Source organism: Pandoraea pneumonica, assembly GCF_902459645.1.
GTDB classification, from domain to species: Bacteria; Pseudomonadota; Gammaproteobacteria; order Burkholderiales; family Burkholderiaceae; genus Pandoraea; species Pandoraea pneumonica.
In genome coordinates this window covers 428,153-450,272 of the sequence record NZ_CABPSK010000004.1, presented here as the reverse complement: position 1 = coordinate 450,272, position 22,120 = coordinate 428,153, and the positions used below count along the sequence as shown (strand labels likewise).

Below are 22,120 nucleotides of genomic sequence, written 5' to 3'. Positions count from 1 at the left end.
CAGCCGGGCGTTTCCGGCATTTCCGGTGTATTGCCGCACAGGTATGGAAAACCTTCTCCGCAAGCTAGACCTCACTTCTTTACGCCTTTTTGTCGCCGTGTGCCAAGAGCGGAGCATGGCGCGTGCGGCTGAGCGCGAATTCATCGCGCCGTCGGCCATCAGCCGGCGAATTGCCGACATCGAGGCCATCGTCGGCCTGCCGCTGATTCAGCGGCATCAGCGCGGAATTACCGTCACCCCGGTCGGTGAAACCGTACGCCGCTACGCCGAGCGCATCCTCGGCACCATTGAATCGCTGGGCGCTGAGCTATCGCAGTTTCACGAGGGCGCGCGCGGCAGCGTGCGCATTGCGGCGAATTTGTCGGCCATCGTGCAGTTTCTGCCCGAAGACCTCGCCGCGTTCGGCCGTGTGTTTTCAGCGGTCGATGTCGAACTCGATGAGCAGCACAGCAATGAAGTGCTGCAACGAGTGGCTGAGCGCGCCGTGGATGTCGGTATTTGCAACGCCGTCGCCGGTATCGAAGCCTTCACGATGGTGCCGTACCGGCGTGACCGGCTCGCGGTGATTCTGCCGGTGGGCCATCCGCTCGCCGCGCGCACCGGCGAAATTCCGTTTTCGGCCTGCGTGAACGAAACCCTCGTCGGTCTGCAAGGCAACAGCGCCCTGACGCAGTTGCTGCGTCAGCAGGCGAGTGCCGCGGGCGCGTCGCTGCGCATCAAGATTCGGGTATCGAGCCTCGACGCGCTGTGCCGCATGGCACACGCCGGGCTGGGCATTGCCATCGCGCCGGAGCAAGTCGGTCAGTTGTATGTCGGCAAGCTCGACGTGGTGGTGCGTCCGCTCACCGACGAGTGGGCGCACCGGCAGTTGTGGCTGGTGTTCCCGTCGCACGATCAACTGAGCGCGACCGCTTCCGCTGTGGTGAATTTCCTCGCGCAGAAGGAGTGATTTGGCGCGACGGCGCGGTGAAACCCCACCGCTCCCCGAAAAAATGCCCGGTATCCAGGGAGCGGCAAGGCATTGCCGTTTTCAGCGCGGCGGCTTAAGCGCGTGACACGAGTGAGACGATGCGCGACGAGAATGCGCTGGGATCGGTTAGCTGGATGACGTCATCGGGCACATCGATGACGTGGGCTTGCTGATCGGGGCCGGCAGCGATGCCCGCCACTTGTCCGCGCATGTTTTCGTTACTTTCCTGTGCGGCGACGAGTTGCCCCTGCTTGTCGATGATGACGATCATTTTCATACCATCCCCCCGCCTTGCAAGTTATGCCAGGCACCGCCCGGCCCAAGATTGGTAATCGTGACGTAGTAGGTCGTGTGACCGTTGTTGTCCTTCTCTTTGCGTTGGTTGTCGGCGCGATGGACGCCCCCGGAATTTGGCGTCTTGACGTCGGCGCTCGCAAATTGCGTGCCGAGGTCTTCGCCGCCGTTGCGGACATACCACCAATAGGCAGACTGGTTAGGGTTTAGAAACGTCAGCGGCCCTACATTGTTGAACGCCATGGCATGACTCCTATGGAAACGGCGCGAAATGGCTGCTAGCGGGCAGGTCACGCGCCTGGATGGAGTTCCGTACGCCACACGAACCCGTTGGCCCGTGATGTGGATAAATGGTCCGCATGCCGTACGTGCGTCAGCGGTGTTTGATGGGTTGCCGTCGCCGATGACGCGCTTGCAATCTAGTCGTCCCGGCGCGCGCCGTCGTGAGGCGCGAGGCTGTCTCCCGCGTTATGGGCATTTCCGTCATTTGTAACTTCCATATTTAGGAATTTTCCCAAGGAACTTGATCTGCGTTAGGACGTTGGTCGGGTGACTGACGGCATCGATTTAAGGGCATCGATCGGCACGCCAGCGACGTCGCAATCCGTCACGGCGCCCTTGCCGAGACGGCACGGCAGGCGCAGTTAGCCGCCGCTATGCTGTCTTTCGGAGGAAATCGCTGCATGGAAGACACCATTCGTTTCGACGGCCGCTTGCTGTTCTTGTCCGACGACCCGGCCATCGTGCGCCGGCAGATCGCGGGCGAAGCCATCACCCGCGCCGAGGCCGGCGCACTGCGTGACAACGTCTCGACCGACGAAATCACGCCCGTCACGGTCATGCTCACTTACGACGAGCGTCTTGGCCGCTATCCCTACGTCGGTTTCAAAGCGGGAAACGAGCTTCCCATCGGTGAGCACGACATTCGCCGCGGCGGCTTTCAGGTCACCGTGGCGGGCAAACGCTACGGCAAAGGCTCGTCGCGCGAATCGAGCCCGCTGGCGGAGTTGTCCGCCGGTATCCGGCTGATCGTTGCCGAGAGCTTTGAGCGCATCTATCAACAGAACTGCGACAACATCGGCATTTTGACGACGACCGAATTCGGCGTACTCGAGCGCATTCTGGCGGGCGAAGCCATCCCCATCACCGAATTTCTCAAGGGCCGCGACGCGCTCACGCAGCAGATCATCCGCAGCGGCGGCCTGCTCGCGTACAGCAAGTTTGCCGAGTGGCCGTTGCCGGTGACCGAGCCGGTAGCCACCGCCACCGCCTCCAGTGCACCGCCGCGCACGCTCGTCGAGAAGATCATTGCGCGCCGCCTGCATCCGGCGACGCCCGGTGCTGCGCGCGGCGACGGCGTGTTCGTTGCGGTCGACTGGCGGTTCTCGCACGACTACTTCACCGGCATGTGCGCGCACTTGATGCATCGCGCGTTTGGTGAACCCGCGCCGTTGCACGATCCGGCACGCATCATCGCGTTTCAGGATCACCTGGTGCTGGCCGCGCAGAGTTTTCCGCATGTCACGCAGGGACTGCTGCCCGGCGTGGCGAATCTGACCGATGGACATCGCGAATTCGTGACGCGTTACCCCGTGCTGGCCCATGGCCAACTGGACGGTGCGGCAGGGGCCGACGGCATTTGCCACGCGCTGATGGCGGAACGTTACGCGCTGCCCGGACAGATCGTCATCGGCACCGATTCGCATACGCCGCACGCGGGCGCGCTGGGCTGTCTCGCATTCGGCGCAGGTGCGACGGATATCGCCAACAGTTGGACGACCGGCTACGTGCGCTGCAAGGTGCCCGAGACGCTGCGTATCGAGATCGACGGCGAGTTGCCGCCGGGCGTCACCGCCAAGGACGTGGTGCTGCACTTGCTGCATCTCGATGCGATTCGCAGTGGTGGCGCGATCGGTCTGGTTTTCGAATACGGCGGCAGCGCCGTGCGTGCGATGTCGATCGACGAACGCGCCACGCTCACCAATATGGTGGCGGAGCTGGGTGGTTTTACCGGCATCGTCGCGCCGGACGAGAAAACCGTGGCGTTCCTGAAAACGCGCCGAGGTGTCGACTTCACGCTCGAGGCGTGGATGACGAGCGACGCCGATGCGGTGTATCGCGACACGATTCGCATCGATGCGTCGTCGCTCACGCCGATGCTCGCGCGCCCGGGCGACCCCGGCAACGGCGTGGCCCTCAACGCGCTGGAAACCCCCGTGCCCATCGATATCGCTTATGGCGGCTCGTGCACAGCGGGCAAGCGCGACGACTTCGACGCTTATCACGACGTGCTCGCGTGGGGGCTCGAACACGGCCTGCGCGTGGCCCCCGGGCGCTCGTTGTTCCTGCAATTCGGCACGATGGATGTACGCGCGTACTGCGAATCGCGCGGCTATCTGAAGACGTTCGAAGCGGCGGGCGTCACGCTGATCATGCCGGGCTGCGGGGCGTGCGCGAACTGTGGGCCGGGCCAATCGACGTCACCCGATCAAGTCACGATCAGCGCCATCAATCGCAATTTCCCGGGGCGCTCAGGCCCGGGCAATGTTTGGCTCGCGAGTCCTTACACGGTGGCGGCCAGTGCATTGGCCGGGCGTATTACCAGCTTCGATGACCTGCGCCGCGCGACAAGCGCGTCGTGAGTGACGATGCTGTGCCGATGAGTGAAACCGAAACGATGTGCTGTGTGGTGTTCGTGCAACGGTAGCGCCGTGCTGTCGATGCTGAACATCGCAAATTTTCGTTGTGCATGAGAAGTGAGTGGAAAGCGGTGACAGGCGCGGCATCATTCGTGGCAGAATTTCGGCCTCGCGCCTGTTGATTCATGGTGTATCGCGACGTAGCGCCCGCATCTGTTCGTGGGGTGCCGCGTCGACAAAAAGCTGTTCGGCCATGACCGGACAGGCCCGGAGACGACTTTCATGCCATCCCCCCAAGTTTCGATGCCTTCCTCGCCTGCCAATTCGGCCGCCGCTCACGCGCGTGCCGCAACCCGCCTCACCGCTGGTGACATTTCCGCCCGTCTCGACCGCCTGCCGCCCACGCGCACCGTCTGGAAACTGGTGGTGCTGTTGAGCCTCGGTTTCTTCTTCGAACTCTACGATTTGCTCTATACCGGCTACATCGCGCCGGGGCTGGTCAAGAGCGGCATTCTGACGCCGACCACGCCGGGGCTGTTCGGCACCACCGGGGTGGCGAGCTTCATTGCCGCGCTGTTCTCGGGGTTGTTCATCGGCACGATCGCCTGCGGCTTTCTGGCCGATCGCTTCGGTCGGCGTGCCGTGTTCACCGGCTCGCTGCTTTGGTACACCGTCGCCAACGTCATCATGGCGTTTCAGGAGACGGCCACGGGCGTGAACTTCTGGCGCTTTATCGTCGGGCTGGGCATCGGCGTCGAGCTCGTGACCATCGGTACGTATATCGCGGAGCTGGTGCCCAAACAGATTCGCGGCCGGGCGTTCGCGTGCGAACAGGCGGTGGGCTTCACGGCGGTGCCGGTTGTAGCGTTCCTCGCCTATTGGCTGGTGCCGCGCGAGTTTCTCGGTCTGGAAGGCTGGCGCTGGGTGGTGCTCATCGGCGCGCACGGGGCCGTGTTCGTCTGGTGGATTCGCCGGGCGTTGCCCGAAAGCCCGCGCTGGCTCGCGCAGAAAGGGCGTCTGGAAGAAGCCGATCGGGTGCTGAGCGCGCTCGAAGCGAAGGTCGCTGCCGAGTACGGCAAGCCGCTGCCGCCGCCGGGTGAGCCTGAGCCTGTGGTGCCCAAGAGCGCGTTCGGCGACATGTGGGTGCCGCCGTACCGCAAGCGCGCCATCATGATGATTTTGTTCAACATCTTCCAGACGGTGGGCTTCTACGGCTTCGCCAACTGGGTGCCGACGCTGCTCATCAAACAAGGGATTACCGTCACCACCAGCCTCGCGTATTCGAGCGTGATTGCGCTGGCCGCACCCATCGGGCCGCTGATCGGGCTGTGGATGGCCGACAAAGTCGAGCGCAAGCACGCGATCGTGTGGACGGCAGGCATCGGCATCGTGTGCGGGTTGGTGTTCTCGCAGGTGACGTCGTCGTTCCTGCTCATCGCGATGGGCATCGGGCTCACGCTTGCCAACAACATCATGTCGTACAGCTATCACGCCTATCAGACGGAGCTGTTCCCCACGGGCATTCGCGCTCGCGCGGTCGGCTTCGTGTACTCGTGGAGCCGCTTCTCGGCGATCTTCACCGCGTTCCTGATCGCATCGGTATTGCGCAATTTCGGCGTGACGGGCGTGTTTGTGTTCATCTCGCTGGCGATGTTGGTGGTCATGCTGTCGATCGGTCTGATGGGGCCGCGCACACGTGACGTGGCGCTGGAGAAGATTTCGCAGTAAAGCGGGGGCTTCTTCCCCTTACGTCCTCTGGAGGGCGAGACGATGGCGGACATGCAAACCGAAGCGGCCTACGAGGCCAATGCCGCGAGCTACAGCGAAGATTGGCTCAACCAGCCGCCGCCCGACGATATGTACGCGCTGCTGGTGCGTCACTTCGTGTCGGGTGGGCGCACGGTCGATGTCGGCTGCGGTAATGGCCGCGACGCGGCGTGGCTGGCGAAAGCGGGCTTCGACGTGGTGGGGTACGACAACTCGCCCGCGCTCGTCGACCTCGCCCGCAAGACGTTTCCGTGGGTCTCGTTCCACGTGGGCAAGCTGCCGCAACTCGAGAACGTGACGGAAACGTTCGACAACGTGGTTTGCGAGACGGTGCTCATGCATCTGAACGCGGCCGACGTGCCTGCGGCTGCCGACCGGCTCTGGACGCTGGTGCGCCCCGGTGGCGTGCTCTATGTGTCGTGGCGCGTGACGGAGGGGGCCGACCAGCGCCATGCCGATGGGCGACTGTATAGCGCGTTTGCGCCAGACGTCGTGCGCGCGGCATTGCACGAGGGCGTCGTGCTGCATGAAGAGGACGTCACGAGCGCCAGCTCGGGCAAACGGGTTTGCCGGTTGATCGTGCGGCGACCTGTCTAATTTCTCTATAAACCCCGCGCGCCGGCGCTACCGGCAGCCATGAAAAAAGGCGATGCGTATTTCTCGCATCGCCTTTTTTTGTCACTGCTGTCACGCTGGTGCGCTTAGCTAGCCATTACGCCAGCGCTTTCTCGACGATCTCGCGCACGTCTTTCGACAACGCGTTATGCGCGGCCACTTGCTGCAACGCGTTGCGCATGTGATCGCGCAGCGTCGGCGTGTACTTGCGCCAGCGGTCGAGCACACGGGCAAGGCGGGCAGCCACCTGCGGGTTCAACGCGTCAAGCGAGAGCACTTGTTCCGCCCAGAACTGATAGCCGGAGCCGTCGGCAGCGTGGAACTGCGCCGGGTTGCCGCTACAGAAGCTGAAGATCAGCGAGCGGGCGCGGTTCGGGTTCTTGATCGTGAACGCCGGGTGACGCATGAGCGCGCGCACCGCATCGATCACACAATGGCTGCCGTCGCCGCGTTGCATCGCCTGCAAGGCGAACCACTTGTCGATGGCGAGGGCTTCGTGTTCAAAGCGCTGATAGAAGTCGTCGAGCGCCTGCGCGGCGTGGTTCTGGCCATGCGCGGCGTCGCCGTCGCGGGCAGCACCGCCGCGTTGCACAAGCGCCGTGAGGGCCGCGAAACGGTCCGTCATGTTATCGGCGGTGTCGTACTGCGTGCGGGCGGTTTGGGCGACACCGGCGTCCGACAACTCCATCAAATACGACAGCGCCAGGTTCTTCAGCGCGCGCTCGCCTGCCGACGCGGCATCCGGGCGGTACGGGCCCGGCACGCGGTGATTGTGGTACGCGGCCAGCCATTCGGTATGCAGCGAAGCGGCCAGACGCTGACGCAGATACTGACGCGCAGCATGGATGGCCGCCGGGTCGATTTCCGCCATCTGCTCGCCAAGGTACGACTCGGCGGGCAGCGTAAGGGCTTGCGCACGGAAGGCCGGATCGAGCGTTTCGTCGCGCAGCACCTGACGGAAGGCTTCGAGCACGTAGCTATCGACGCTCGGCAATTGGCCCATCTGAATCGATTCGACCAGCGCCAGCAACTGACGCGTGGCGAGGCGCTGACCGGCCTCCCAGCGGTTGAACGGATCGCTGTCGTGCGCCATCAGGAACGCGAGTTCGTCGATGGTGTATTCGTGCTCCACGATCACCGGCGCCGAGAAGCCGCGCAGCAGCGAGGGCATCGGTGAGTGGTCGACGTCTACGAACGTGAAGCTCTGATGTTCCTGCGTGAAGTCGAGCACGCGCGTGGTCGCGGCCGGTGCATCGGCAGGTTCCCCAGCCAAGCGCAGCGACATGTCGCGCCCATCGCGGTCGAGCAGGCCGACCGCAAACGGAATATGGAACGGCTGTTTGACGAGGGCGGTGTCGTGCAACTCCACGCCGACCTTCGGGCAACGCTGCGTGAGCGTGAGCGTATAGGTGCGGGCGGCTTCGTCGTACGAGGCATCGACGATGACACGCGGCGTACCCGCCTGGCTGTACCAGCGGCCGAATTGCGTCAGGTCGCGCTGATTGGCATCGGCCATGGCGGCGCGGAAGTCGTCGCACGTCACGGCTTGGCCGTCATGACGCTCGAAGTACAGATCCATGCCCTTGCGGAAGCCGTCGCGGCCGAGCAGCGTCTGATACATGCGCACGACTTCGGCGCCTTTCTCGTAGACGGTGACGGTGTAGAAATTGTTGATCTCGACGTAGCTCTCGGGGCGCACCGGGTGAGCCATCGGGCCAGCGTCCTCGGGGAACTGCGCTTGACGCAGCACGCGTACGTCGTCGATACGCTTGACGGCACGGCCCGAATCCGAGCCCATCATGTCGGCCGAGAATTCCTGATCGCGGAAAACCGTCAGCCCTTCTTTGAGACTCAACTGGAACCAGTCGCGGCAGGTCACGCGGTTGCCGGTCCAGTTGTGGAAGTACTCGTGACCGACCACGGCTTCGATGTTGCCGAAGTCGTCGTCCGTCGCCGTGGCGGCATCGGCCAGCACGTACTTCGTGTTGAAGATGTTCAGACCCTTGTTTTCCATCGCGCCCATGTTGAAGTCGCTCACGGCGACGATCATGAAGCGGTCGAGATCGAGCACGCGGCCAAAGCGCGTTTCGTCCCAGCGAATGGAATTGATGAGCGAGTCCATCGCGTGTTCGGTCTTATCGAGGTCCTGCGGCTGGACCCAGACCTGCAACAGCTTCTCGCGGCCGTCGCCCGCGACGATGCGCGCTTCGCGGCACACGAGGCGTCCCGCGACGAGCGCGAACAGATAGCTCGGCTTCTTGAACGGGTCGTCCCAGATTGCGAAGTGACGGCCATCGGGCAGATCGCCCTTGTCGATCAGATTGCCGTTGGCGAGCAGCACCGGATACGCTTCGCGATCGGCGCGCAGCGTGACGGTGTACGTCGCCATGACATCGGGACGATCGAGGAAGTACGTGATCTTGCGAAAGCCTTCGGCTTCGCATTGGGTGAAGAAATTGCCGCCCGACACGTACAAGCCCATCAGCGACGTGTTTTCCTGCGGACAGCAACGCGTGACGAGCGTGAGTTCGAACGCCTCGGGCGGTGCCTCGACGGTGAGCGTCTCGTCGCCGGTGCGGTAGCCGGTCCATGGCTTGCCGTCGACTTCGAGGCTCACCAGTTGCAGGCCCTGACCGGCCAGCTCGAGATCGCCGCCCGCGCTTGCCGGGTTGCGATGCACGCGCATGCGGTTGGTCACGGTGGTGACGTCGGGAGCGAGGTCGAAGTCGAGTTGGACGGTGTCGATCAGGTACGCCGGGGGCGTATAGTCGGAGCGCTGAATAAGGCCAGCGATATCGGTTCTGAGCATGGACGGTGATTTTGCGGACGGCCAAGGATTCACAAATTGTAACGGATTGGCGCGCGCAGGCTGTTGCCTCAGTGTGCAGCCGTCAAATTTGCAGAATTTTGTGACGGCACGCGCGTCAAAGCGTCGGGATGGTGCACGAGGTGCCGTCCTATGCTTAAATCGGCGCGAGGGGCGCGCTTTGCCGTACTTGGCATTTCTCTGGAGCAGTGAATCATGTGGAAAAAATGGGGAATGGCGACGCTGGTCGCTGCCAGCGCGATGCTGGCCGGTTGTGCCAGCACGGTCACGAGCCAGGTGACCGCGTTTGGCGACTCACCGGGTTTTGACGGGCCGCGCACGTATGCGCTCACGCGTACCCCGGAGCAGCAGAACAATCAGGAGCACGCAACCTACGAACAGTGGCTGCGTAACCGGCTGGCGGGTGACGGTTTCTCCGAACAGAGTGCGTCGTCCGCGCATTTTCTGGTGGGGATGACCTACGGCATCAGCCAGCAGATGATGCGGGTGGCCGAGCCAGCCTACGACCCGATGTTCGCCCCGGGACCGTGGGGGCCGTGGGGACGCCCGTGGGGTTGGTACGGCAACCCGTATTGGGGCGCGGGTCCGGCCTATATCGAGCGTGACTATCCGTATGCGCTCAAAGGCTTGCAGTTGCGCTTCACCGACCGCGCGAGCGGCAAAGAGGTGTATCGCGTGTCGGCCGAAACCAGCGATGGCGGCACGTCGCTCGCCTCGACCATGCCTTACCTGATCGATGCAGCGCTCAAGCAGTTGCCGTTCCCGAGCGGGCGTACGGTCAATGTGGAGCAGAAAGTCGGGAAGTGATCGATGAGGTGGCAGCGCGGCAAGTAATGGGCCGCGCTGTCATGTGACCGGTCATACAGACGCCGGGCAGGGCGTCGCACCGTGGTACTGGGTGCGGCACCTTGTCCGGCGTTTTGTTTTACTGCATCAACGTGATGATGCCGAGCACCAGGAAGATGACGGCGGCCACAGCGTGCACGGCGCGCGTGGGCAGGCGGCCGGAGAACTTGTGACCCACGAGCACGGCGGGCACGTTGGCGAGCATCATGCCGAGCGTGGTGCCGGCCACGACGCCGAAGAAGTCTTGATAGCGCGCGGCGAGCATCACCGTGGCGATCTGCGTCTTGTCGCCCATTTCAGCGATGAAGAACGTGAGCACGGTGGACGCGAACACGCCGAGCTTGCGCTTGGTGGTGGCGTCTTCGTCGTCGACTTTGTCGGGAATCAGAATCCAGATCGCCATGCCGATGAACGACGTGACGACGGCCCACTTCATGATCGACGGGCTGATGGCGGTCGACAGCCATTCACCGAGCGCACCGGCAAAGCCGTGATTGACGAGCGTGGCGACGAGAATGCCAAGAATGATCGGCACGGGCTTTTTAAAGCGCGCAGCGAGAACGAGAGCCAGCAGTTGGGTTTTGTCGCCGATTTCGGCGAGACCGACGACGCCGGTCGAGATGAGGAATGGGGACACCTTATTTTTTCTCCGCCGGGCCATGTTGATGCGAGCCAATGACAATGCATCCCGGCCCGGTTGGCGGAAGCATCGTCATCGGTCTCGCCAGGCCCTTAGGCTGCGCACGCCATAGCCGGAATCGGCCAAGTCTGTTGACGTACGCCCCTATCGGTACACGTGATGCCAAATGTGAACGATAGGGCGGCTACTCCCCAATGAATCGGAGCGGATTATAGCATCCGATTCGTGACGCGCAAGTGAAGCCCTGCACGGGAGGGGGCCTCTTAGCGCGCTTGAATCACCGGCTCGTCCATGCAAAAAAGGGCGGCCGAAGCCGCCCAAGGAGATCCCCGACCGCATGCCCCTTGCGCACGGTCGGCGACCGCGGGGGAACGGGCGTCGCGCCAAGGCGGCGACGTACGTTCCCACGCGTAAGCAGTGCAACCCAGTCATGCACGTCATCGATGCGCAAACTGCCGCGCGCCGATATCAGTGCGCCGTGCGCCGATGCACCGGTTTCCCGGCGGCATAGGTGGTGGCGATGGCGCGGTCGTCGCCGAGCATGGCGAAGGCAAACAGCAACTCTTCGAGCGATTCGGCCAGCGCCGAGCGGCGTGCGAGCAGCGGCGTGGCTTTCGGATCGAGCACTACGAAGTCGGCTTCTGCGCCCACGGCCAGCGTGCCGATGGTGCCGTGCAGATCGAGCGCGTGCGCGGCCCCTTCGGTGGCCAGATAGAACATGCGTTCGGCCGTGAGGTGGTAGCCCGACAGGCGCGCGACCTTATGCGCTTCGTTCATCGTTTGCAGCATCGAGAACGTGGAGCCGCCGCCTACGTCGGTGGCCAGCGTCACCGGCATACGCGTAGCTTCGGCCGACGCGAAGTCGAACAGCCCGCTGCCGAGGAACTGGTTGGACGTCGGGCAGTGCGCGGCGACGGTGCCGGTCTCGAACATGCGGCGGCGATCGTGGTCGTCGAGCCAGATGCAGTGGCCGTACACGGCGCGCCGGCGCAGCAGCTTGTAGTGGTCGTACACGTCGAGGTAGCTGCGGTGGCCCGGGAAGAGCGAGCGCACCCATTCGACTTCGTCGGTGTTTTCGGCGACGTGGCTTTGAATGAACACGTCCTGATATTGCTGGGCGAGCTCACCGCAAACGCCCAGTTGCGCTTCGGTCGACGTCGGTGCGAAACGCGGCGTGAGTGCATACAGTTGGCGGCCGTGGTTGTGCCAGCGCTGGATCAGCGCTTCGCTGTCGCGCGCGCCGGTCTCAGCGGTATCGCGCAGGAATTCTGGACAGTTGCGATCCATCATCACTTTGCCCGCCACCATGCGCAGATTGCGCGCATCGCTTGCCTTGAAGAAGGCGTCGGCCGAGCCCGGATGCACGGTGCAGTACACGAGCGCGGTGGTGGTGCCGCCGCGCAGCAGTTCGTCGAGGAAGAACTGGGCGACATCGGCGGCGTATTCCGGGTTCTCGAACCGGCGCTCGGTCGGGAAGGTGTACTTCTCGAGCCAAGGCAGCAGGCCGGGGGCCGGCGACGCGATCATGTCCGTCTGCGGATAGTGGATGTGCGTATCGATGAAGCCCGGCGTGATGAGCTTGTCGCGCAGATCGTCGATGGGCGTGCCCGGCGGCAGCGTGGGCGCCACTTTGGCGTAGTCGCCCACGGCGGTGATGCGGCCGTTTTCATACGCGATCAGCCCGTCGGTGTGATGCACAGTGCCGGGTGTGCCATCGAGGTAGGCGCGTGCCGGGTCGTGCGTGAAGTAGACCAGTTGCGCGCGTACGGCGCGCAAGGCTTGGGTCGTGGTGGACATTTGCAGGGTCCTTATGTCGTTACATTTGCGTGAGCAGCAGCACTGCCAGCGCGGCGACGATCCACATCGCCGGCTTGATTTCCTTGACGCGCCCGGTGAACAGCTTGAGCACGACGAACGCGAGGAAACTGTAAGCGATGCCGTCGGTAATCGAGTACGAAATCGGGATCATCACGAGCGCGATGAAGCTCGGGATGGCCTCGTCCATGCGGTGCCATTCGATGCGTGCGACCGATTCCATCATGAACACGCCCACCAGAATCAGCGCCGGGGCGGTCGCGATGGCCGGCACCAGCGAGAGCATCGGCGAGAGGAACAGGAACGGCAGGAACATCAGCGCGCAAACGACGGCGGTCAGGCCCGTGCGTCCGCCTTGTGCAATGCCCGCGGCCGATTCGATGTAGGCGTTGGCCGGGCTCGTGCCGAGCGGGCCGGAAATCAGCACCGAGAACGAATCGACGATCATGGCCTGACGCATGTTGCGCGGATTGCCGTCGCGATCCTTCATGTTACCGGCTTCGGCGATACTCATGAAGGTCGAGAGGGTATCAAAGAACGCGGTGAACAGCATCACGAAGATGAACGGCATGTACGCGACTTTCAGCGCGCCCAGCAGGTCGAGCTGGCCGATGCCGGAGAAGTCGGGCGCGGCGAAGAAGCCTTGGAAGTTCACGAGCGTGGCGGTCGCGATTTCCTTCGGGAAATACGCCGAGCCGTCGCCCCAGTAGCGGCCGATGGGAATGGCCATCAGCGTGGTGACGACGATACCGATCATCAGCGCGCCGTTCACGCGGCGGGCGACGAGCACGGTGGTCAGCGCCAGACCGATCAGGAACGTGACCGTCGGCGGCGAGAGATGCGCCAGACGCACGACCGTGACCGGATCGCTCACGACCAGCTTGGCATTGACCAGACCGATCACCGTGATGAACAGGCCGATACCGCACGAAATCGCGTAGCGCAGGTTCGCCGGAATGGCTTCGACGACGAAGCGGCGCACGTTCAGTGCGGCGAGCAGCGCGAACAGAATGCCCGACCAGAAAACGCAGCCCAGCGCGGTCTGCCAAGGCATGCCGACGCCGTGCACCATCGTGAAAGCGAACAGGGCGTTCAGGCCCATGCCGGGCGCGACGAGCACCGGGTTACGGGCGTACAGGCCCATGGCGCAGCTGCCGAAGAAGCTGATGAGCACCGTGGCGGTGAGCGCTGCCGGGAAGGCCATGCCGGTCTTCGACAGAATGGCCGGGTTCACGACGATGATGTACATCGCCGCGAGGAAGGTGGTGATACCCGCTATCACTTCGGTACGGAAAGTCGATCCGAGTGCCGTGATACCGAAATATCGATCGAGTGCCGATGCAGGCTGCGCGCCCGCCACGCGCGTGGTGTCTTGTGCCGCTTCGGGCGCGGCGCTGCCTGCCGGGGGGCTGAGCGATGAGTCCATGGGGTGTTGTCTCCGATGTTCTTAGATGTCGAGTGCTTTTTTTGACGCATCGATGTGGGGGCACCGAAGAGCGCGCATTTGGGCACGCTCGAAAAATAGCATTCGCATCTGTTGAAAATATTCCTTATGCGGAATGTCGGACATCACCCGGGGCTAATACATCGTGCTGACATTCTCGCGGCGCGAGTTTCGTTCTCAGATTGACGTCTCATATTCCCGTGCAAACCATAAAAAAACGCCCGAAAAGGTTTCGGGCGTTTTTGGTGAGCGCAGCGCGTTTAATACACGCTTACGTCGGGTTTGCTGCGCGGAATCGTTCCAATTCGTCGATTAGCGCGCGCTTTGCGCTTTCATCGATAAACGACGCCTCAAAGCTATTGCGCGCCAGTGTGTACGCATCGTCCATCGTCATATCGAGCGCATTAAACGTGGCCAGGAAATTCTCGTTCAAATAACCGCCGAAATACGCGGGATCGTCCGAGTTGATGGTCACGGCCAAACCGCGTTTCAACAACTGATGCAACGTGTGCTGCCCCATGTCTTCGAAGACTTTCAAACGCACATTCGACAACGGGCATACCGTCAACGCGATCCGTTCGCGTGCCAGGCGATCCAGCAATGCCTCGTCTTCAATCGCGCGCACGCCGTGGTCGACACGTTCGACACGCAGATTGTCGAGCGCTTCGTGAATGTACGCGGGCGGGCCTTCTTCGCCAGCGTGCGCCACGATGCGCAAACCCAGCGCACGGCAACGCTCGAACACGCGTGTGAATTTCGACGGCGGATGACCCTGTTCCGACGAATCGAGCCCGACACCGATCAAACGATGCCCATGGCTGTTGAAGTACGGCAGCGCCGTCTCCAGCGTCTGCAATGCATCCTCTTCCGGCAAATGGCGCAGGAAACACAGGATCAGACGGCTCGTGATGCCGTGCTGAGTCTCGGCTTCGACCAACGCGCGCTCGATGCCGTTGATGACGGTCTCGATGGAGACGCCGCGCGCCGTATGCGTCTGCGGGTCGAAAAAGATTTCGGTGTGACGGACGTTGTCTGCCGCGCAGCGTTCGATGTACGCGCGGGTCATGTCGCTGAAGTCGTCTTCGGTCAGCAAGACGCTCGCGCCCGCGTAATAGATGTCGAGGAACGATTGCAGATCGGTGAAGGCGTACGCGTCGCGCAACGCCTCTACGCTCGGATACGGCAGCTTGACGCCATTGCGTTCAGCCAACCGGAAAATCAACTCGGGCTCCAGCGTGCCCTCGATATGCAAATGCAGCTCCGCCTTGGGCATGGCGCAGATAGTCTTGGCGAGTTCTGGCGTGAGTGGCATGGAATGTAATGTTCTCGTTGGGGGATTGGGCGGGATTCTACCGTCGCATGCCTGTGCCGGTCACGTGTGTCTGAGCGCGCGTCGGGCGTGCGAAGCGTGAGGTAAGCCGGGGCAATCGGTGAAATGCCGCGAGTCAGATCGACGCGCCGGCACGCTCGGGGCTGATGGCGGGGGTGTCGCTACGGTTCGCCGCAGCGTCATCCGTGGTGCCCGCTGGCGCGCTCAGGCGCATTTGCTGTTCGCGCACGCGCAGCAACTGGGCGGCGACGGCAATGGCAATGGTCGCGGGCGCTTTGCCGGTGATGCCAGCCACACCAATCGGGCAAATCATCTGCTCGAAACGCTCGGGCGGCACGCCCCGGTCGCGCAGACGGTGCTCGAACTGGCGGCGCTTCGTCATGGAACCGATCAGCCCGAAATACGCGAAATCCTCGCGTTTGAAGATCTCTTCGCACAGCCGCTGGTCAAGCGCATGGTTGTGCGTCATCACCAGGAAGTACGCGCCCGGCGGCGCATCGGCGACGACGGCTTCGGGCGTATCGGTCGATTCGACGACGGTGTTGGGCGGGACGGTTTCGGGGAAGGTCTCGTGGCGCTCGTCGGCCCACGTGACGCGGCAAGGCAGGGTGGACAGCACCTGCACGATGGCTTGGCCGACATGACCTGCGCCGAACAGCACGATATGAAAGTCGCTGGGTGCCAGCCGCTCGCTCAACCACAGCCAGCCGTCGCTGCCTTGCCAAAAAGCGCACGCGGCGTCGTCGGCATCGCGTGTCAGCGTGTGCGGGTGTGCCAACGGCTCGTTTGCATCGAGTTCGGTCAGCAACACCGGGCCGCCTTGCTGTTGGCTCGCCACGGCATTGGCACCGGGCGCGCCGAAGGCGACGCTGCGCAGGCTCGATTCGCCTGCGCTCAGCCGCTTATGCAAGGCGCTGACCCACGCCAAGTCGGTGAGGGTCAGCACTTCGAAGGCCAGCGTGACGGCACCGCCGCAACACTGGCCCAGACTCGGGCCCAAGGCGAAACGCTCGAGATGGCGTCCGCCCTGTTGCCCATACTGCTTGAGCAGTTGACGCGCGACTTCCATCGCACGCCATTCGAGATGGCCGCCGCCGATGGTCTCCCACACATGCTCACGCGTGACGAGCAAATGCGTGCCCGCTTCGCGCGGTGCCGACCCCTCCACGCGCGCGATCGTGACCAATACCGCGGCTTCACCGCGCGCGAGCAGTTTGTGGGCGGCGTCGACCCAGCGATGCATCAGGCGGCGCTCCGCGTGCGCAACTCGGTAATCGCCATGAGCAGCGCTTCGGACGTGGCCGGCGCATTGAGCACCGGTTCGTCGCGATAGTCGTTCACGCTCGCGACCGCATCGCGCAGCGCGTTGAACACCGAGAACGGCAGCAACAGCGGCGGTTCGCCAACGGCCTTGGAGCGGTGGATCGAATCCATGACGTTGGTGTTCTCGAAGAGCGCCACACGGAAGTCGGTCGGGCAATCGCTAATGCCGGGAATCTTGTACGTGGACGGGGCATGCGTCATCAGCTTGCCGTCCTTGTTCCACCACAATTCCTCGGTCGTCAGCCAGCCCATACCCTGAATGAACGCGCCTTCCACCTGCCCGATGTCGAGCGCCGGGTTGATCGACTTACCCGCGTCGTGCAGCACGTCGGCGCGCAGCAGACGCCACTCGCCGGTCAACGTGTCGAGCACCACTTCGGAGACGGCCGCGCCGTACGCGAAGTAGTAGAACGGGTTGCCGTTCATCTTCGCGGCGTCCCACGACAGGCCCGGCGTGGCGTAGAAGCCGTCCGACCACAGTTGTACGCGCGCCCAGTAGGCCGCTTCCACGAGGTCCGGGAACGCCACGTCGGTGCCGTTCGCACTGACAACGTCGTTCTCGAAACGCACGTCGTCGGCCGAGCCACCGTACTTCTGCGCAGCAAACGCGGCGAGTCGCTGGCGAATCTGCCATGCGGCGTTCTGTGCGGCCTTACCGTTCAAGTCGGCGCCGGTCGAAGCCGCCGTGGCCGAGGTGTTCGCCACCTTGCTGGTGTCGGTCGCCGTCACGCGAACGTGCGAGAGATCGACGCCCAACTCGTGCGCCACGACTTGCGCCACCTTGGTGTTCAGGCCTTGCCCCATCTCGGTGCCACCGTGATTGACCAGCATCGAGCCATCGCGGTAGACGTGCACCAGCGCACCGGCCTGATTGAAAGCCTGCACGTTGAACGAGATACCGAACTTGAGCGGCGTGAGCGCTAGGCCCTTGCGCAGCACCGGGCTCGTGCGATTGAACTCGCGCACGGCTTCGCGGCGCGCGCGGTATTCGCTCGTGGTTTCCAGTTCGCTGACGAGCTCGTGAATGATGTTGTCCTTCACGGTTTGCCCGTACGGCGTGGTGTTGCGATCGGTCGTGCCGTAGAAGTTCACGCGGCGCACGTCGAGGGCGTCTTTGCCCAGTCGGCGCGCGATGGCGTCTTGCAACACTTCCATGATCAGCGCGCCTTGCGGGCCGCCAAAACCACGGAATGCCGTGTTGGACTGCGTGTTGGTCTTGCCGCACAGCGCGCGCAGGTCGGCATCGGGCACGTAGTACGCGTTATCGAAGTGGCAGATCGCGCGCGTGGCAACCGGGCCCGACAGGTCGGCGGAAAAGCCAGCACGCAGGGTCATGTCGACTTTCGCGCCGGTAATGCGGCCCGTGTCGTCGAAACCCACGTCGTATTCGAAGTAGAAGCCGTGGCGCTTGCCCGTCATCATGAAGTCGTCGTCGCGATCGAGACGCAGCTTCACGGGGCGCTTGAGGCGCGTGGCACACAAGGCGGCGACGCAGGCGAACAGGCCCGATTGCGATTCCTTGCCGCCGAACCCGCCGCCCATGCGACGGCATTCGACCAGCACCTGATGGCTATGCCAGTGCAGCGCGTGCGAGACGAGCATCTGCATTTCGGTCGGGTGCTGCGTCGAGCAGTAGACGTGCACGCCATCGTTTTCCTTCGGAATGGCGTACGAAATCTGCCCTTCGAGATAAAACTGCTCCTGCCCATTGCACTCGAACGTGCCCGTCAGACGGTTCGGCGAGGCTTGCAGCGCGGCATCGGCGTCGCCACGGCACAGGTGATACGGCGGCAACACGCCGGCACCCGCGGCCTTGGCGGCCTGCGGCGTGAGAATGGCGGGCAAGTCTTCGTATTCGCCCTTTGCCAGACGTGCCGCACGGCGCGCGGCGTCGTGCGATTCGGCGACCACGGCAAACATCGGCTGGCCGATGTATTGCACGATGCCGTCGGCAAGAATGGGGTCGTCGTGAATGACCGGGCCGCAATCGTTCACGCCGGGGATGTCGGCGGCGGTCAGCACGGCCACCACGCCCGGCGCATTGCGCACGGCCTCGAGATCGAGCGACACGATACGGGCATGCGCCTTGGGCGACGGGCCCAGTGCGCAGTGCAGCGTGCCTTGTACTTCGGGAATGTCGTCGGTGTAAGTGGCTTCGCCTGCCACGTGGAGCACTGCCGATTCGTGCGGACGCGAGCGGCCCACCTGGGCGCTCTTTGCCGTGGTGGTGCCGGTCTGCGTCATGAAGCCTTCAACTTGCGTGTTCATGGGGCAACTCCGGTCAGACAGTGGCGAACGCATTGACCTCGTGTGCCGCGAGCGGCGCGTCGGTACGCGTTTCCAGGAAAAAACGATACAGCAGATTCTGCGCGCCCGCGAGCCGGTAAGCACTCGTTGCCCGCATATCCGACAACGGCTGATAGTCGGTCGGCAGCGCAGCCATCGCCGCACGCACGCTCGCCTCGTTCCAAGGCTGACCGTTCAGCGCGGCTTCAATGGCCGCGCCGCGCTTGGGCGTGGCAGCCATACCGCCGAAGGCTACGCGCGCCGAGCGCACCATATCGCCGTCGAGTTCCACAGCGAAGGCGGCGCACACGGCCGAGATGTCCTGATCGAAGCGCTTGGCAAGCTTGTAAGTGCGGAAGCGCTGCGCGGTGCCCGGATACGGCACACGAATGCCCTGCACGAATTCACCCGCTTCCAGCGCGCTCTTTTGATATGCGATGTAGAAGTCTTCGAGCGGCATTTCGCGCACGCGGTCTTCACGGCGCAGCACGATGGAGGTGCCCAGCGCGATCAGGCCCGGCATGGAGTCGCCGATTGGCGAGCCGTTGGCGACGTTGCCGCCCAGCGTGCCCGCATTGCGAATCGGGAACGAGGCGAAGCGCTGACGCAGTTCGGCCAGTTCGGGGTAGTGCTTGACCAAGGCATCGAAAGCATCGTTGAGCAGGGCGCCTGCGCCGACATAGATGCCGTTCGGACCTTCCGAAATCTCGCGCAGTTCCGCCACTTGACCGATATAAATCAGGTGTTTGAGATCGCGGAATTGCTTGGTGACCCACAGGCCCACGTCGGTGCTGCCCGCGAGAATGCGCGCTTCGGGGTGGGCGGCGCGCAGCGTGCCCAGCTCGGCAAGCGTGCGCGGTGCGTGGAACAGGTGGTTATCGTGCTCGTAGCTCAGCATCTCGCCGCGTTGCAGCGCTTGAAGCTGTTTGGCGAGGGCTGCGCGGTCGAACTCGTGACGCGGCAGGTCGTACATCTTTTGAGCCGCGTCGACGATCGGGCGATAGCCGGTGCAGCGGCACAAGTTGCCGGAGAGCACGTCGTCGATTTCGCGGCGGCTCGGGCAGCCGGCCGATTCGGGGCGGTTCAGATACATGGCCCACAGCGACATCACGAAGCCGGGTGTGCAGAAGCCGCATTGCGAGGCGTGGCAGTCGACCAGCGCCTGTTGCACCGGGTGCAGCTCGCCCGTGGGCGCGCGCAGGTCTTCTACGGTGAACAGAGCCTTGCCGTCGAGCGTGGGGAGAAACTGGATGCATGCGTTGACCGCGCGCAGAGACACATCGCCATCGCCGGCCAATTCGCCGATCACAACAGTACAGGCACCGCAGTCGCCTTCGGCACAACCCTCTTTGGTGCCGGTGCAATGCAGGTCTTCGCGGGTGTACTGGAGCACGGTGCGGGTCGTGTCCTCGCCCGTGACCTCGTGCACCTTGCCGCGGTAATAAAAGCGGATGGGTTGTGTCTCCATGATTCTCAGTGTAGTGCAGTGAATTGTTGTCGATGTGCCGGGACTGCTCCGGCATGGGGATGAGGCGAAGATAGCACCGGCGCGGGAGGTAAATATTTCGGGGCCATGATGATGGCTATTCGGTCGCCCCGATGACGCGGCATTGTCATAAACTATGGCCCATCCCCCTGATATCAGACGTTTTATACGTCCACCGAGCCCCCAAGCCCCATGCAAAGACCCCGCGAACAGATCGACGCCTACCTGCTGCGGGTGCTCCATACGCTGCTTACCGAACAAAGTGTCTCGCGCGCGGCGCTCAAGCTGGGGCAGTCGCAACCAGCCGTGAGCAACTCGCTGCGCCGCCTGCGCGAAATTACCGGCGACGCCATTCTGGTGCGCGGCAAGAGCGGCATGGTCGCCACCGAGCGCGGCCGGGAATTGCTGGGCTTTGCCACCGACGCGCTCGCCGCCATCGACCGGATTACCCATCCCGCTACGGAATTCGCCCCGCAGACCACCACGCGGGCCTTCCGGCTGGGCGCGCCCGACTATCTCGACGCGGTTTTCCTGCCCAATATTGCCGAAGTGCTGCGTCGTGACGCGCCGTCGGCCCGATTGCACGTTCAGCCGATCAACGCGGGATTCGACTACGCCGGGGCGCTGGAAAACGGCTCGCTCGACGTCGTGATCGGCAACTGGCTCGAACCGCCGCCGCAACTGCATATGTCGCGTCTGTTCGACGACGAAGTGGTGTGCATGCTCGGCGCGCAGCATCCGCTCGCCAACAAGGGCATCTCGCTCAAGCACTATCTGGAGCTGCCGCATCTGGCGCCCACACCTTACGTGGCGGAGCGTCAGAGCTTCATCGACGGCTGTCTGGCGGAGCAGGGGTTGCGGCGCAACATTCAAATGACGATGCCGTATTTCGGGCTCGTCCCGTACGTGCTGATGCGCACCGATCTGGTGTTCACCACCGGTCGCCAGTTTGCGCAGCACTATGCGCGCTATTTGCCGATTCGCGTGCTGCCGTCGCCGTTCCAGTTCCCGCCGATGCGCTTCTATCAGCTTTGGCACGAACGGACGCACGCGGCCCCGGAAGTGACGTGGCTGCGCCGGCGTGTGGCGGAAGTGGCGACGGAATTGGATGCGGCGGGCGCGGTTGGCGTTGGCGCAGGGATGGGTGGGAATGGCGCGGGCGACACCACATTGGCTGGGCGGCCCTGAGACCTTTGATGCCCTTGATGCCCCTGCTGCGCAGACGGGCCGCCTGAGCGGCGGCCCGGTACTGAAGCAAAAACTACCGTCTTAGCGCAACGAAATCGCGCGGCGCGGACGATGCAGCGCCAACGCCAAGAAAATCACGACAAACGCGGCGAGCGACCACATCGGCAGCGTCAGGCCGAGAATCGGCGGGTACATGGTCTGGCACATCCCCTGCACTTGGAAGACCTGCGGCAGCATGCGCGAGGTGGGCAGGGCGTCGACGAACGCCTCGACGACGTCGTAGCCGCAACTCACCATCGGGTTGGCCTGCACGTAAATCAGATAGGCCGACGCCGCCATGCCGCCAATCGCGGACAACGCCGCGAGCACGCGCGCGAACTGAATGCCGCCCCAACCGCGCGACACCGCACCGACCAGCCCGAAGATCGCAATGAGCACCAGCGCGTAACGCGCCAGAATGCACAGCGGGCAGGGGTCTTCGTGCAACACGTATTGGAAGTACAGCGCGCCGCCAAGCAAAGCCAGGCAGACGAGGGTGAGCAGGAAATACAACGAGCGTTCGCGGCGCAGGGCCGGTTCGATTTGAGCGTTCATGTCACTTCGGGCGGGTGGACTATCGGATAACAGACGGCACGCTGATGCTCGCAAAC

The 22,120-nt window shown here is 63.5% G+C and carries 17 protein-coding genes and 1 riboswitch; of the genes, 6 read left to right on the top strand and 11 right to left on the bottom strand.

The genetic code is table 11. The annotated features are described in order from the left end of the window. Nucleotides 1-43: 43 nt before the first annotated feature. A complete protein-coding gene (locus tag PPN31114_RS21105; RefSeq protein ID WP_150681470.1) occupies nt 44-949 on the top strand; it encodes a LysR family transcriptional regulator in 906 nt (301 codons plus the stop codon). A gap of 94 nt (nt 950-1,043) precedes the next feature. Here the strand turns inward: PPN31114_RS21105 and PPN31114_RS21100 are convergent, their stop codons facing one another. Together PPN31114_RS21100 and PPN31114_RS21095 are read right to left on the bottom strand one after the other, a co-directional pair. Beyond that, on the bottom strand, nt 1,044-1,247 hold the full coding sequence (locus tag PPN31114_RS21100) for a hypothetical protein (protein WP_150681469.1): 204 nt from the start codon (nt 1,245-1,247) through the stop codon (nt 1,044-1,046). Next, complete coding sequence (locus tag PPN31114_RS21095) at nt 1,244-1,507, bottom strand: hypothetical protein (protein WP_150681468.1); 264 nt, start codon at nt 1,505-1,507, stop codon at nt 1,244-1,246. The genes PPN31114_RS21100 and PPN31114_RS21095 overlap by 4 nt, the downstream gene beginning before the upstream one ends. Nucleotides 1,508-1,947: 440 nt before the next feature. On the opposite strand from PPN31114_RS21095, the gene PPN31114_RS21090 reads away from it, so the two are divergent. The 3 genes from PPN31114_RS21090 (at nt 1,948) to PPN31114_RS21080 (ending at nt 6,267) form a co-directional block, all read left to right on the top strand. Continuing rightward, nucleotides 1,948-3,906 carry an aconitase family protein gene (locus PPN31114_RS21090; RefSeq protein WP_150681467.1) on the top strand — a complete coding sequence of 653 codons (1,959 nt, stop codon included), beginning with the start codon at nt 1,948-1,950 and terminating at the stop codon, nt 3,904-3,906. A gap of 300 nt (nt 3,907-4,206) precedes the next feature. Continuing rightward, nucleotides 4,207-5,631, top strand: a complete 1,425-nt coding sequence (locus tag PPN31114_RS21085) for an MFS transporter (protein WP_150681744.1) — start codon at nt 4,207-4,209, stop codon at nt 5,629-5,631. Between the two features lie 42 nt (nt 5,632-5,673). Then, on the top strand, nt 5,674-6,267 hold the full coding sequence (locus PPN31114_RS21080; RefSeq protein WP_150681466.1) for a class I SAM-dependent methyltransferase: 594 nt from the start codon (nt 5,674-5,676) through the stop codon (nt 6,265-6,267). Nucleotides 6,268-6,382: 115 nt separating this feature from the next. Here PPN31114_RS21080 and pepN read toward each other — a convergent pair whose 3' ends face one another. Further along, complete coding sequence (gene pepN, locus PPN31114_RS21075) at nt 6,383-9,094, bottom strand: aminopeptidase N (protein WP_150681465.1); 2,712 nt, start codon at nt 9,092-9,094, stop codon at nt 6,383-6,385. A gap of 213 nt (nt 9,095-9,307) precedes the next feature. Between pepN and PPN31114_RS21070 the strand changes: the two genes are divergently transcribed. Further along, on the top strand, nt 9,308-9,919 hold the full coding sequence (locus tag PPN31114_RS21070) for a DUF4136 domain-containing protein (protein WP_150681464.1): 612 nt from the start codon (nt 9,308-9,310) through the stop codon (nt 9,917-9,919). A gap of 118 nt (nt 9,920-10,037) precedes the next feature. Here PPN31114_RS21070 and PPN31114_RS21065 read toward each other — a convergent pair whose 3' ends face one another. The 7 genes from PPN31114_RS21065 to xdhA all read right to left on the bottom strand — a co-directional run bounded on the left by PPN31114_RS21065 (nt 10,038) and on the right by xdhA (nt 20,264). Then, the gene (locus tag PPN31114_RS21065) at nt 10,038-10,595 is read right to left on the bottom strand and encodes a TMEM165/GDT1 family protein (protein ID WP_246182675.1); all 558 of its coding nucleotides are present in this window, start codon (nt 10,593-10,595) and stop codon (nt 10,038-10,040) included. A gap of 22 nt (nt 10,596-10,617) precedes the next feature. Beyond that, nucleotides 10,618-10,803: riboswitch (yybP-ykoY riboswitch) on the bottom strand. Between the two features lie 263 nt (nt 10,804-11,066). Next, on the bottom strand, nt 11,067-12,395 hold the full coding sequence (gene guaD / locus PPN31114_RS21060; protein WP_150681462.1) for a guanine deaminase: 1,329 nt from the start codon (nt 12,393-12,395) through the stop codon (nt 11,067-11,069). 19 nt (nt 12,396-12,414) lie between these two features. Beyond that, nucleotides 12,415-13,839: an NCS2 family permease gene (locus PPN31114_RS21055; RefSeq protein ID WP_246182674.1), complete on the bottom strand. Its 1,425-nt coding sequence runs from the start codon at nt 13,837-13,839 to the stop codon at nt 12,415-12,417. Between the two features lie 289 nt (nt 13,840-14,128). Continuing rightward, nucleotides 14,129-15,169, bottom strand: a complete 1,041-nt coding sequence (locus PPN31114_RS21050; protein WP_150681461.1) for an adenosine deaminase — start codon at nt 15,167-15,169, stop codon at nt 14,129-14,131. 133 nt (nt 15,170-15,302) lie between these two features. After that, a complete protein-coding gene (gene xdhC, locus PPN31114_RS21045) occupies nt 15,303-16,430 on the bottom strand; it encodes a xanthine dehydrogenase accessory protein XdhC (protein ID WP_246182673.1) in 1,128 nt (375 codons plus the stop codon). After that, nucleotides 16,430-18,778 (bottom strand): xanthine dehydrogenase molybdopterin binding subunit, encoded by a 2,349-nt coding sequence (xdhB, locus tag PPN31114_RS21040; RefSeq protein WP_150681460.1) that lies wholly within the window; start codon nt 18,776-18,778, stop codon nt 16,430-16,432. Before xdhB ends, xdhC begins: the two co-directional genes overlap by 1 nt. A gap of 13 nt (nt 18,779-18,791) precedes the next feature. Next, nucleotides 18,792-20,264, bottom strand: coding sequence for a xanthine dehydrogenase small subunit (gene xdhA, locus PPN31114_RS21035; protein WP_150681459.1), 1,473 nt, complete (start codon nt 20,262-20,264; stop codon nt 18,792-18,794). A 210-nt stretch (nt 20,265-20,474) separates the two neighbouring features. Between xdhA and PPN31114_RS21030 the strand changes: the two genes are divergently transcribed. After that, nucleotides 20,475-21,470, top strand: a complete 996-nt coding sequence (locus PPN31114_RS21030; protein WP_246182672.1) for a LysR substrate-binding domain-containing protein — start codon at nt 20,475-20,477, stop codon at nt 21,468-21,470. 81 nt (nt 21,471-21,551) lie between these two features. On the opposite strand, the gene PPN31114_RS21025 is transcribed toward PPN31114_RS21030, so the two are convergent. Next, nucleotides 21,552-22,064, bottom strand: coding sequence for a disulfide bond formation protein B (locus tag PPN31114_RS21025; RefSeq protein ID WP_150681458.1), 513 nt, complete (start codon nt 22,062-22,064; stop codon nt 21,552-21,554). Nucleotides 22,065-22,120 lie beyond the last annotated feature (56 nt).

Coding starts and splice junctions, on each gene's coding strand:
- PPN31114_RS21030 (WP_246182672.1), top strand. CDS start 20,475: ATGCAAAGACCCCGCGAACAGATCGACGCCTACCTGCTGCGGGTGCTC.
- PPN31114_RS21100 (WP_150681469.1), bottom strand. CDS start 1,247: ATGAAAATGATCGTCATCATCGACAAGCAGGGGCAACTCGTCGCCGCA.
- guaD (WP_150681462.1), bottom strand. CDS start 12,395: ATGTCCACCACGACCCAAGCCTTGCGCGCCGTACGCGCGCAACTGGTC.
- xdhA (WP_150681459.1), bottom strand. CDS start 20,264: ATGGAGACACAACCCATCCGCTTTTATTACCGCGGCAAGGTGCACGAG.
- PPN31114_RS21070 (WP_150681464.1), top strand. CDS start 9,308: ATGTGGAAAAAATGGGGAATGGCGACGCTGGTCGCTGCCAGCGCGATG.
- PPN31114_RS21025 (WP_150681458.1), bottom strand. CDS start 22,064: ATGAACGCTCAAATCGAACCGGCCCTGCGCCGCGAACGCTCGTTGTAT.
- PPN31114_RS21055 (WP_246182674.1), bottom strand. CDS start 13,839: ATGGACTCATCGCTCAGCCCCCCGGCAGGCAGCGCCGCGCCCGAAGCG.
- pepN (WP_150681465.1), bottom strand. CDS start 9,094: ATGCTCAGAACCGATATCGCTGGCCTTATTCAGCGCTCCGACTATACG.
- PPN31114_RS21085 (WP_150681744.1), top strand. CDS start 4,207: ATGCCTTCCTCGCCTGCCAATTCGGCCGCCGCTCACGCGCGTGCCGCA.
- xdhB (WP_150681460.1), bottom strand. CDS start 18,778: ATGAACACGCAAGTTGAAGGCTTCATGACGCAGACCGGCACCACCACG.
- xdhC (WP_246182673.1), bottom strand. CDS start 16,430: ATGCATCGCTGGGTCGACGCCGCCCACAAACTGCTCGCGCGCGGTGAA.
- PPN31114_RS21090 (WP_150681467.1), top strand. CDS start 1,948: ATGGAAGACACCATTCGTTTCGACGGCCGCTTGCTGTTCTTGTCCGAC.
- PPN31114_RS21095 (WP_150681468.1), bottom strand. CDS start 1,507: ATGGCGTTCAACAATGTAGGGCCGCTGACGTTTCTAAACCCTAACCAG.
- PPN31114_RS21105 (WP_150681470.1), top strand. CDS start 44: ATGGAAAACCTTCTCCGCAAGCTAGACCTCACTTCTTTACGCCTTTTT.
- PPN31114_RS21050 (WP_150681461.1), bottom strand. CDS start 15,169: ATGCCACTCACGCCAGAACTCGCCAAGACTATCTGCGCCATGCCCAAG.
- PPN31114_RS21080 (WP_150681466.1), top strand. CDS start 5,674: ATGGCGGACATGCAAACCGAAGCGGCCTACGAGGCCAATGCCGCGAGC.